Below are 11,016 nucleotides of genomic sequence, written 5' to 3'. Positions count from 1 at the left end.
CCCGGAGCCCCGCACGCCGGCGGCGGCCTGCCCCACGACCCGGACCGGCCCCGGACCGGCCACCCGCAGCCACAAGCGCAACGCCCGTCGAAATAGACCCGGCCCGGTCGGGAACGCACGCCCGGCGAACTCGACCCGACCGCCCTCTCTGCCGGCCGCTGCAGGCTGCTTTTCGGTGAGCAACGCACCCGTCTCGTCGAAAGCCCCCCGTCTCCGAGCCCCGCACGCCGCCGGCGGCCCATCACCGACTCCGGCCGGCCTCGCACCGGCCACCCGCGACCCGAGGCGCGACGCCCGCCGAAGAAGACCCGGCCCGCTCGGGAACGCACGCCCGGCGAACTCGACCCGAGCGCCCTCCCGGCCCGCCGCTGCAGGCCGGTTTTCGGTGAGCAACGTGCCCGTCTCGTCGGGAGCTTCGCGTCTCGGAGCCCCGCATGCCGGCGGCGGCCCACCCCACGACCCGGACCGGCCGGCCCGCAGCCGAGTGCCCAGCCTCTGTCGAAAAGGGTCATCGGGAACCCGAGTGCGATCGTCCGCGCCCCCCGTACGCGTCTGGGTGCGGGGTGTTGGGCTCAGCGGGGGATGTCCACCGGGGGTAGTACGTCGGCCGTGGCGGTGAAGCGGGCCGGGGTGGCGAAGGTGGTGTTCGTGGGTGGGGGTTCGCGGTGGTCTTCGGCGGTGGTGGAGCGGCGTAGGACGACCAGGGTCGTGATCGGTGGGGGTGGGGCGTCCTGGGGGAGGAAGCGCTGTTCGGCGACGCCCGCGAAGGCCTCGCGCGCGGTGGTGGACGGGTCGGGGGCGGCGTACTCCAGGATGTCGGCGCCCAGGCGGCGGCCCGTGTTGCGCAGGTGCAGGTAGGCGGTGGTGCATGCCTCGCGGGTGGGGGCGCCCGTGGCCGCCGCCAAGGCGCGCTCGTAGGCGGCGTGTACCTCGGGTGGGGTGGCGGCCGGGGTGATGCCGAGGACGTCGTAGGGCGAGGGTTCGGCTGCGGGCATGCTCCGGGCTCCGAGAGGGTCGGCGTGCGATGGGCCTTGTGGGGTGTTGTGGCGCGCTATGGAGGCTATGGAGGCTATGGGCGCGATGGGTGTGGTGGGCTCGGTGGACTTGGTGGGTGTGCGGCGGTGGTGTCAGTAGTAGCCGTGGATTCGGGAGCGGACCTCGTCCAGGATTTCCCGGGTGCCCTCCGTCGGGTGGTACTCGTGTGCCCGCTCCAGGTGTACGAGTGCGGTGTGGTTGTGGCCCATGTTCGCCTGCCGTACCCCCTCGTTGTGCAGCGCGAGTGCCAGGAGCCGGGTGTTCTCCGGGGTCAACTCGATCGCCTCCAGCGTGCGGATCGCGTCCTGGTAGCGCTCCTCGCCCAGGTACACCGCCACCAGCGCGTCCCGCAGCCTCGGCTCCTCGTGCTCGCGCAGCGCCGCCGACAACACCTCGATCGCGTCGTACGCACGGCCCTTGGCCAGCAGGTCGTAGCCCCAGTCGACGGCCACCACCACCCACGCCTCGCGCAGCGCGTCGATCTCCAGGCCGCCGCCGATCTCCTGCCGCAACAACTTCTCCGCCACCTCGTAGTGCCGTGCGTAGTAGTGGTTGAACGCCAACGCCCGGCGGGTGGGCGGGTCGTCGCCGTAGTGCCGGGCCTCCTCCAGGAGGGTGATCGCCCGATCGAAGTCCTCGTCCCGCTCGCTCGCCCCCGCCGTCTCCACCAGCAGCGCGGCCACCCGCCGGCGGGCCTCGGCGGCCACGGAGTCGGTCTCGCCGTCGGGGTCGGCCAGCGCGATCGCCTCGGCCATCGCCGCGACCGCCTGCTCGCGCGCGCCCCCGCGCAGCGCCAGCCGCTCCGCGCTCAGGAACAGCGCGTTGGTCAGCCCGATCCGGCTCGCCTCGCCCGGATCGAGGGCGAACGCCTCGCGCATCGCGCCCACCGCCTCGGCCGCCGCCGCGTCGGTGTCGGCCGCCAGCAACTCCATCACCAGCCCGCGCAACGCGGCGCCCGCCAGTGCCCGGGTCGCCGGGTCCGCCGGGGTCAGCTCCAACGCCTGCCGGACCAGCGCGATCGCGTCCCGATGCCGCCTGCCCTCGTGTGCCCGCCGGGCCAGTCGCGCGTACGCCCCGGCCAACTCCCCGCGCAGGCCCGGCCCGTCCGGTGCCAGCGCCCACGCCCGCTGCAACAGCCGGGCGGCCTCGTCCTCTTCGGCCGGATCGGCGGCAAGTACCGCCTCGGCAGCGCGAATTCCCACCTCGGCCGCCAGTTCCGTCGCCTCCGCCGGGATCGGCGCGGCCTGCTCCAGACACCCCAGCGCCTGCGCCCACTCCCCGCGCCCGCCCAGGTCCCGCGCCCGGGCCAGATGCGCCCGGGCCAACAGCGCGGCCACCCCCGGCGTCGCGTCGGGCCCGGCCAGTCCCGCGAGCCCGGTCAGCCCCGCCACCGCCTCGTCGAAGCGGCCCACGTCGATCAGGTGGTGGTACATCCCCAGCGGCCCGAGCAGGTCGCCGGTGTGCGGATCGGCGGCGGCGCGCACCGCCTCGGCCAGCGCCAGACCCGCGTCCGAGCCCTGCTCCGAGTCGGTGACCCGGGCCAGGAACAGCGGCCCGCACACGATCGGCGCCGGCGCCGGATCCAGCGCCGCCACCCGCTCGGTCGCGGCCACCTCCCACGCCCAGTGCCGGTCCAGTCTGCGATACAGCGCGGCCACCGAGCCCTCGCTGTGCGCGGCGCGCTCGCGCAACTCCCGGTACACCCGCTCGATCTGCTCCTGTCGCGCGGTGTGGATCTGCTCGGCGGAGATCTCCCGCCCGGTCCGCGCCTCCAGATCGATCCAAAACCTCGGGGTGTACAACACCGTCGCCCACGTCCCGCAGACCAGCCGCCACATCCCGGTGGTGTGGCCCGCGTCGCCCGCCTGCCCGGCGCGCAGCGCGGACAGCGCCAGGCATTGCAGGTTGCGCACATCCGTCGGGTCGATGCGCTCCGACTCGAGGCGGATCTCGATCGACGCCTCGTGCCGACCCGCCAGGGCGTGTGCGAGCGCCTGCCACGAGCGCAGCAGCGGTCGGGCCCGGCGCACCTCCGGCAACTCCGGCACCAGTCGCGCGGCCCGCTCCACGTCCGCCGACGCGGCGACCAGGTCCGCGCTGTGCGCCGCGGCCCGATGCAGATACACCCGGGCCGCGATCAGCCGGCCCTCGTCGCTCGCCATGGGCCCGGCCAACAGCCGCTCCAGACCGGCAAGGGCCGCGTCGTGGTCGCCCCGCTGCGCACGCAACAGCGCCAGCAGGTGATGCGCCGCCGCCCGCCCACCATCGCCCGCCCACCGGGTCGCCTCGGCCTCCGCCGCCGGCCCCGTGCCCGCCAGGTGCGCACAGGACGCCAGCGCGGCCAGGACCGCGTCCACGCAACTCCCGCACCGGGCCGGCAACGCGGCCACCAGGACGCCGTGTTCGGCGCAATACGCCCGCCCGCACTGCCCACACCCCGCCCGCGCCGACGCCGTGCACTCCGCCGCCTCGCAGACCGCCGCCCGCGGCTCCGGCTCGACCGGACCGGGCACCACCAGCGCCTGCCGATACGCCTCCGCCGCGTCCGCCCACCGCCGGCCCCGCGCGGCGTGCATCCCGCGCACCGCCCACGCCGCCGGCTCCGCCTCGACCAGCGCGCCCAGCGACACCGTGCCCGCGCCGAGCGCCAACCGGGCCAGCGGCGCCAGATGCCCCACCCGCGGATCGGCCAGCGGATCCAGCGCCGCCGACAACCGCACCGCGAGCGCCGGTTCGCCCGCGTACAGCGCCGCGACCGCCAGGTGCAGCCGGACCCGGCGATCACCCGGGACCAGCGCCACCGCCGCGCCGAGGCGATCCCGGGCGGCGGCCAACCGCGCGCCGCCGTCCCGGCCGAACCGCAACAACTCGGCGCCCTCCCGGAACAACGTCTCGGCCAGCGCGGTGCGGTAGCCGTCGTGCTCGGGGAACGCGTCCCGACAGGCCTGCCAGTGCTCCCGGGCGAGCGGGTGGTCCCCGGCGGCCAGCGCCGCCCGGGCCAGCAGATCGCGCGCGGTGGCCACGTTGTGCGCGCGGATCGCGTCGTTGACCCCGCCCGGCGCCGCCCACAACTCGTCCGCGCGCTCCACCCGACCCTGCCGGGCGTAGCCCAGGGCCAGATGGAAGCGGGCCGACCCGGTCGGCTCGCCGCGCACCCGCCCGAGCACCTCGATGCCGTCCGCGAGCCGCCCCGCCGCGATCCGGGCCGCCCCCAGGCGCACCACGGCCGGCGTCCAGTCCGCCCGGCGCGCCAGCCCGTGCTCGTACGCCTCCGCCGCGCCCTCGTGCTCGCCCGCGTGCTCGCGGACCAGCCCCAGCCCGAACCGGGCCGGCGCGTAGTCCGGGTCGAGCCGGACGGCGGTCTCGAACGCACCCCTGGCGGTGGCCCATTCGTCCTCCAGGACAGCCAACTGCCCGCGCGCGTAGTGCGCCCGGGCGTCGCGCGGCGCGGCGGCCACCGCGGCGTCCGCGTCGGCCCGCGCCGCGCCGAGATCGCCCTCCTCCCGATACGTGATGCCGCGGAAGAGCAACGCCTCGGCGGCCAACGGCGAGTCGTCGTCCGCGCGGTCCAACACCCGCCAGAACGAGGCGATCGCGTCCTGCCGCAGCTCGCGCCGCAACCGCACACAGGCCTGCCGGTGGTGGGCGATCGCGCTGTCGTCGCCCGCCTCGATCGCGGCCGAGAACGCCGCGTCGGCCGCCGCCGGTTCGCCCGCCGCGCTGTACGCCCGCGCCAACAGGTGGTGCTGCGCCGCGTCCCGCTCGGGCACCGCGGCCAGGTGCGGGATCGCCCGCCCCGCCTCGCCCTGCTCGAACAGCGCGCGGCCCAGGCCGAAGCGGGCCCGCGCATGGCCGGGTTCGACCGCGACCACCCGCTCGAAACAGGGCGCCGCCGCGACGAAGTCGCCGTCCTCGTCGTGGAGCGTGCCCAGGATCAGGTTGGCCGCGACATGTCGGGGCCGGCCGGCCACCACCCGGCGCAACACCGGGATGGCCGCCGCCCGTTGCCCCCGGGCCAGTGCCAGGTCGACGAACTCCATCTGCACGTCGACGTGTTCGGGCATCAACTCGCAGGCCCGGCGCAGCGGCTCGAACGCGGCGTCGTCGTGGCCGAGCGCGTGCTGCGCCCGGCCCAGGCCGAGCCAGGCCTGGGCGTGGGTGGGGGCGAGCGTGCAGGTACGGGTGAGCAGGCCGACCGCGGCCTCCAGGGCGGCGACGCGCTGCGCCTTGTCGGCGGGCTTGCGGCGCAGATGGGTCAGCGCCATCGCGTACAGCACCTCGGGCCGCTCCGGCTCGATGGTCAGCGAACGCTCGAACGCGGCCAGCGCCTCGTCCGGGCGGCCCGCGTCGCGGTGCAGCCGGCCCAGCTCGTATCCGGTGGCCGCGCGCGGCACCAGCCGATCGGCCCGCTCGAACGCGGCGATCGCCTCGGCGCCGCGGCCCAGGTCGCGCAGCGCGCACGCGCGGCCGTACACCGCCCACTCCAGCCGCGGCGCGCCCGCCTCGATCCGCGCCGCCAGCGCCTCCACCGCGATCAGCTCGGCCTCGGACGCCCCGGCGGCGACCACACACCGGGCCTCCAGGAAGTCGTAGGCGGCATGGTCGGGGTCGGTGTCGGTGCGGGTGACCAGGTCGACGCACAACGCGACCTCCAGCGGCCCCGGATCGGCCCGCCGCGTCGCGTCGGCCGCGGTCAGCTCCAGCGCGCCGGGCGGCAGCGTGGTCAGCGCGAACGCGGCCCGGAAGGCGGCGAGCGCGTCGGCCGAATGCCCCTGGCGGCCCGCCACCTCGCCGAGGCCGACCAGGGCCCGGCCCCGGGTCGCGGCGAGGCCGGTCGGCGCGCCCGGTTTGCCGAGCGCGTCCGCGACGCGTCGATAGCCGCGATCGGCCGCGGCGAGCCGTCCCGCCCGATGCGCCCCCTCGGCCTGGGCCAACAGCGTGTCGGCGCGGGCCGCCACCGAGGCGGGCCTGCGCCGGAATCCGAACCACATCAGTGCGGCCACCAAGGCGAGGAGTGCCGCGACGGCGGCGAGAAGCGGGACCGTCATCGGGCGGCCCGCGGGGCATGCCGAACTTCGTCGATCAACGGGTCCCCCGACCGTTCAACCAGCACCGTTCAATCAGCACCGTTCATCCCAGCATCGAGCGCTCATGCTAGAACACCGGTCAGCCGACTTTCAGGTGCTTGCCGGGCCGGTTCCGATAAAATCCGGCCGCGTGCCGCCCCGGCGGTCCCGGCGCGGCGACCGGCGCCGACTACGCTCGGTGGCCATGACCAGCACACCGTCCCCGGATCGACCGACCGAGCGGGACTTCCGCCTGCTTCTGGAGCGGACCGGCGCCGACCTCCTGCCCGGCCTGACCGGGGCCGAGTTCGAGACCGTGGAACAGGACCTCGGGTTCCGCTTCGCCGCCGACCACAGGACGATGTTGTCGGCCGCGCTGCCGACCGGCAAGGGGTGGCCGAATTGGCGCCATGGCGGTGCGCGCGACCTGAGGGCCCGACTGGCCCTGCCCGCCGAGGGTGTGCTGTTCGACGTCGAGCACAACGCGTTCTGGCCGGACGAGTGGGGCACGCGGCCGGCGCAGCTCAAACACGCGCTCAAGTCGGCGCGCTATCACCTGGCGCGGGTGCCGAGGATGGTGCCGGTGTACGGCCACCGCTATCTGCCCGGGATCGAGGGTCAGTGGGGGCATCCGGTGTTGTCGATGATGCAGACCGACATCGTGGTGTACGGCGCGAACCTGACCGATTACCTCACCGCGGAGTTCCTGGACGGGAGCATCGAGTACGCGGAGCCCACGGTGCCGTTCTGGCGCGACCTGGTGTCCTGAGGCGGGTTCACGCGTCGTCGGGCCCCGGGAGCCAGTCCCGGGACGGATCGTGGTCGAGCCAGCGGTTGTCGGCGCCGACTCGGCCGAACTCGCGCAGCAGCGCGTCCAGTCGCGGATGTGGCCGGTCCGGGTGCCACAGCAGTGACCACGCGTACAGCGGAGTGGGCGCGACCAGTGGGATGGACCGTACGGCGAGGCCATCGGGCAGCGGACCGTCGGCGGGCAGCAGCGCGAAGCACGTGGGGTCGTCGCGCAGGTGCTCCAGGAAGGGCGTCAGGCCCAGGTTGGGTCCGGCCGCCCACTCGACGATCCCGAACGCGGCGGCGAATCGGGCCAGGAAGTCCAGCCGGTCCACCGCCGCCGGACACCACAACACGCTGTCGCGCAGCTGACCGGGGCGCAGTTCGGCGGCGCCGGCCAGGGGGTGGTCGGGGCCGACGACGGCGTCCACCGGTTCGAGGCGGACCAGGCGATGGGTCAGCCCGAGCGGGGCGCGTCCGGGCAGCGGGTGCACCCGGCCGAAGCCCGCGTCCACGTCGCCGCGCAGGATCGCGGAGGCCACCGACGGCAGGTCGCGCCCGGCACTCGGCTCCAGGTCGAGGTCCGGGGCGGCGTCGAGCACTTGCGCGACGGTGCGCATCGGCGCGTACAGGTGCCCCCACACGTCCAGACGCAGCGCCGGCCGGGCGTCCCGGACCGCGCCGACCGCGAGTTCGCCCGCCGCCAGTGCCCGGCGGGCCGGCTCCAGGAAGCGTGCGCCGGCCTCGGTGAGGGTGACGCCCCGGCCGCCGGCGCCGCCGCGGTCGACCAGCGCCGCGCCCACCTCGGCCTCCAGGCGGGCCAGCCGCTTGGACAGCGCCTGCTGGGTGATCGCCAGCTGCTCGGCGGCGCGGCCGAAGTGCCGCAGGTCGGCCACCGCGACGAATGCGCGCACCCGGGCGAGGTCCAGATCCATGCCGCTCACCATAGGCGACAACCGCTGGTTGTCGGGTGGGTCGGTCGGTTGTTGGACCGTCCGGCGCCCGGCGGCGTTGTCTTGCACCCGACGGGGACGCGGGGTCGGCGCACCGGACCGGCGGGCGGCACGGCACACGGCACGCGACTCGGCACGGGGCGGGCGGCGCGGCACACGACGGGCGGCCCGGCACCGGGCAAGCGGCCCGGCACACGGCGAGGAGAGGGCATCGAGATGAAGGCGTTGACGCCGAGCGGCGGGATCGGGTCCTGGGTCGTCCCCGAGGAGGTGCCGCAGCCCCGGCCGCGTCCCGACGAGGCGTTGGTCAAGGTGGAGGCGTTCGCGGTGAACCGGGGCGAGACCTTCCTGCTGGAGCGGCCGCGAGCGGGACACCGGCCGGGCAAGGACGTGGCGGGGCTGGTGGTCCAGGCCGCGGCGGACGGCTCGGGACCGGCGGTGTGCACCCGCGTCGTGGGGCACCCGATGGGAGGCGGGTGGGCCGAGTACGTCGCCGTGCCGACCTCCGCGCTCGCGCCGCTCCCCGAATCGATCGCCGCGACCGTCGCCGCCGCGCTGCCGCTGGCCGGGTTGACCGCGTTGCGGCTGCTGCGTACGGCGGGGCCGGTCGCGGGCCGCCGACTGCTGCTCACCGGGGCGTCCGGCGGGGTCGGCCACTACGTCACCGAACTGGCCGCCGCGGCCGGGGCCGAGGTCACCGCGGTCACCCGGTCCCCGGAGCGCGGCCGCCGTCTGGTCGAACTCGGCGCGGCGGCGGTCGTCCACGACGTCGGCGACGCGGTCGGCCCGTACGACGTGGTGCTCGAATCCACCGGCGGCACCGAACTGCCCCGAGCGTTGGCCGAGTTGCGCCGACGGGGGCTGCTGATCTGGTTCGGCCAGGCCAGTCGGACCCCGGTCACCCTCGACTTCTTCGACTTCTTCGCCGGGCCCGAGTCGGCCACGCTGCGCCACTTCCACTACATGGACTCCGACACGCCGTTCGCCGCCGACCTCGGCACGCTGGTGCGACTGGTCGCCGAGGGCCGACTGAACCCCGAACTCGGCCTGGTCGCCGACTGGTCCGAGACCGCCGCGGTGCTCACCGACCTGCGCGAGCGGCGCGTGCGAGGGAAGGCGGTGCTGACGGTGTCCTGACCCGGGCGCCCGCCCTCGTATCCACCCGACCCGTCCACCGCACTTCTTGTCCGTACCGAGCACCCGGGAGCACGCCATGACCACCACCGTCACCGACCCCAAGACCGTCGTCACGCGCTACGTCGAGGCGGTCGCCGATGGCGATCTGCCCACGATCCGGGCGAGCTTCGCCGAGGACGCCACCTGGACCTACCCCGGCGAACTGCCCATCTCCCGCACCTGGGTCGGCCGCGACACGATCATCGAGGACTTCCTCGGCGACGTCGGCGCGCTGCTGCGACCGGAGACCGTACGGATCCGCCTGACGTCGATCCACGCGGACGGCGACATCGTGTTCGCCGAATGGACCTCCGACGCGGTCACGGTCGGCGGCGTCGAATACCACAACCGGTGCCTCGGGATCTTCGAGGTGGCGGACGGTCGGATCACGTCGGTGCGGGAGTACGCGGACACCGGCCACACCGCCCGGGTGTTGTTCCCGAACCACGTCGTCGCGGCCTGACGTCCACCGAGCCGTCGCCACCCGAGTCTCCACACAGAGTCCGAAAGGCAGGAACGCCGACCATGACGTCCACGAACACGCTCCCCGATGTCTCCACCGTCTTCGAAATCCCGGGATTTCTCGCACAGTTCGCCGCCGGCAACCGATCGCGGGCGATCGCCTGCGGGCTTGATCCGGACGAGTACGACCGGGTCACGACGGCCGGCCCGGACACGCTCGCCGAGTGGCCGGCCGCGTTCCGCCGGGTCGGCGAGGCGTACCTGCGGGTGGGCGAGCGGTGTGCGGCGCGCGGTCACGACGTGTCGGCGGGGGAGGCGTTCCGGACCGCCGCCCGGTGGCTGCACTGCGCGACGTTCCCGCCGGCCGCCGACCACGCGGACACGATCGTGGTGGCGCGCGCGGCCGATGCGGCGATGCGGCGGGCGTTCGGATATCTGGATCCGGGCGTGGTCCGGATCGAGGGGGAGGGGTTCGCGGGATGGCTGCGCCGGCCGGTCGACGCGGCGTTGCCGCCCCGGGTCGTGGTGGTGGCGCCGGGGCTGAACTCCGGCAAGGAGGAATTCCACGCCGTGGACGAGGCGTTGCTGCGGCGCGGACTGGCCGTCTTCTCCTTCGACGGCCCGGGTCAGGGGGTGCTGGTCGACACCGCGCCGCGGGCCGACTACCACCGGGTGGTGAGCCGGGTGATCGACGCCCTCGACGCGCGGGCGGACCTGGACACGCGCGGCGGGGTCGGACTGATCGGCCTGAGCCTGGGCGGCTTCTACGCGCTCCTGACCGCCGCGCACGAACCCCGCGTGGCGGCCGTCGTCGCGGTCAGCGGCCCGTATCGCCTGGATTGGCCGGAACTCCCGCTGTTCGTCCGGGAAACGCTGACGGTGCGCACCGGAAGCCCGGCCGCCGCAGAGGAGTTCGCCCGCCACGTCGACCTCACCGGAACAGCCGACCGAATCGGCGCGCCCCTTCGGGTGGTCGAGGGCGGCGAGGACATCACCCCCGGCGTACTGCCGGCCGCCCACGTGAGTCACGACGCCCCCGAGGCAGAGGTCCTGCTGATCCCCCACGGCGACCACCTCCTCTGCAACGCCCAAGCCGCCTGGCTCCCCGACACATGCGACTGGCTGACCGACCGCCTCGGCTAGCGGGGAGCGCCGTCATCGGCCAACCCGTCCGTACGCAGACAGCCGGCGTGCAAACCGCCGACATGCGACGGACCGCCAAACACCCAAGCCCCCCTCCGCCCCCGCCCGGCGCACCACCCCCGCTCTCACCCCACCCGACCTGGCCTACCGCCCGACCCACCGCATTGCCCGGCCCAGCGCACCGCCCGACCCAGCCGCACCTCCGCCCGGCCGGCCCCAGAACGTGCCCCCACTCGGCCCGGTCCCCGTCCAGCGCAGTGTCCGGCCCCGCCGGGCGCTCCAAGTCTCGGTCCGGCCCCAAGCCGCGCCCCTGCTCGGCCCGGTCCCCGTCCAGCGCAGCGGCTCGCCTCGCCGAGCCCCCCAGCCTCCGCTCGGCCTCGTGCCGCGCCCCT

Annotated in this window: 7 protein-coding genes; 4 read left to right on the top strand and 3 right to left on the bottom strand. The window is 75.3% G+C overall.

The genetic code is table 11. From position 1 onward, the window contains the following. Positions 1-572: 572 nt before the first annotated feature. Entirely contained in the window at positions 573-995 is a 423-nt protein-coding gene (locus EMA17_RS35150) for a hypothetical protein (protein WP_126641216.1), read from the bottom strand. A gap of 132 nt (positions 996-1,127) precedes the next feature. After that, the gene (locus EMA17_RS55560) at positions 1,128-6,083 is read right to left on the bottom strand and encodes a tetratricopeptide repeat protein (protein ID WP_126641215.1); all 4,956 of its coding nucleotides are present in this window, start codon (positions 6,081-6,083) and stop codon (positions 1,128-1,130) included. 223 nt (positions 6,084-6,306) lie between these two features. On the opposite strand from EMA17_RS55560, the gene EMA17_RS35140 reads away from it, so the two are divergent. Next, positions 6,307-6,870: a hypothetical protein gene (locus EMA17_RS35140; protein WP_126641214.1), complete on the top strand. Its 564-nt coding sequence runs from the start codon at positions 6,307-6,309 to the stop codon at positions 6,868-6,870. A 7-nt stretch (positions 6,871-6,877) separates the two neighbouring features. On the opposite strand, the gene EMA17_RS35135 is transcribed toward EMA17_RS35140, so the two are convergent. Continuing rightward, on the bottom strand, positions 6,878-7,825 hold the full coding sequence (locus tag EMA17_RS35135) for a LysR family transcriptional regulator (RefSeq protein ID WP_126641213.1): 948 nt from the start codon (positions 7,823-7,825) through the stop codon (positions 6,878-6,880). A 234-nt stretch (positions 7,826-8,059) separates the two neighbouring features. Here EMA17_RS35135 and EMA17_RS35130 point away from each other — a divergent pair, with 234 nt between their 5' ends. From EMA17_RS35130 to EMA17_RS35120, 3 genes are all read left to right on the top strand, one after another. Next, complete coding sequence (locus tag EMA17_RS35130; RefSeq protein ID WP_126641212.1) at positions 8,060-8,980, top strand: zinc-binding dehydrogenase; 921 nt, start codon at positions 8,060-8,062, stop codon at positions 8,978-8,980. Between the two features lie 76 nt (positions 8,981-9,056). Then, positions 9,057-9,482, top strand: coding sequence for a nuclear transport factor 2 family protein (locus EMA17_RS35125; protein WP_126641211.1), 426 nt, complete (start codon positions 9,057-9,059; stop codon positions 9,480-9,482). 62 nt (positions 9,483-9,544) lie between these two features. Then, positions 9,545-10,624 carry an alpha/beta hydrolase family protein gene (locus tag EMA17_RS35120; protein WP_126641210.1) on the top strand — a complete coding sequence of 360 codons (1,080 nt, stop codon included), beginning with the start codon at positions 9,545-9,547 and terminating at the stop codon, positions 10,622-10,624. Positions 10,625-11,016 lie beyond the last annotated feature (392 nt).

It is taken from the genome of Embleya hyalina, assembly GCF_003967355.1.
GTDB lineage: Bacteria > Actinomycetota > Actinomycetes > Streptomycetales > Streptomycetaceae > Embleya > Embleya hyalina.
Note: the sequence above shows the minus strand (reverse complement) of the source record. Positions and strands in the feature narration are given on the sequence as shown.

Excerpts from the sequence above, each read along its gene's own strand:
- EMA17_RS35150 (WP_126641216.1), bottom strand. The coding sequence starts at position 995 with ATGCCCGCAGCCGAACCCTCGCCCTACGACGTCCTCGGCATCACCCCG.
- EMA17_RS55560 (WP_126641215.1), bottom strand. The coding sequence starts at position 6,083 with ATGACGGTCCCGCTTCTCGCCGCCGTCGCGGCACTCCTCGCCTTGGTG.
- EMA17_RS35140 (WP_126641214.1), top strand. The coding sequence starts at position 6,307 with ATGACCAGCACACCGTCCCCGGATCGACCGACCGAGCGGGACTTCCGC.
- EMA17_RS35135 (WP_126641213.1), bottom strand. The coding sequence starts at position 7,825 with ATGGATCTGGACCTCGCCCGGGTGCGCGCATTCGTCGCGGTGGCCGAC.
- EMA17_RS35130 (WP_126641212.1), top strand. The coding sequence starts at position 8,060 with ATGAAGGCGTTGACGCCGAGCGGCGGGATCGGGTCCTGGGTCGTCCCC.
- EMA17_RS35125 (WP_126641211.1), top strand. The coding sequence starts at position 9,057 with ATGACCACCACCGTCACCGACCCCAAGACCGTCGTCACGCGCTACGTC.
- EMA17_RS35120 (WP_126641210.1), top strand. The coding sequence starts at position 9,545 with ATGACGTCCACGAACACGCTCCCCGATGTCTCCACCGTCTTCGAAATC.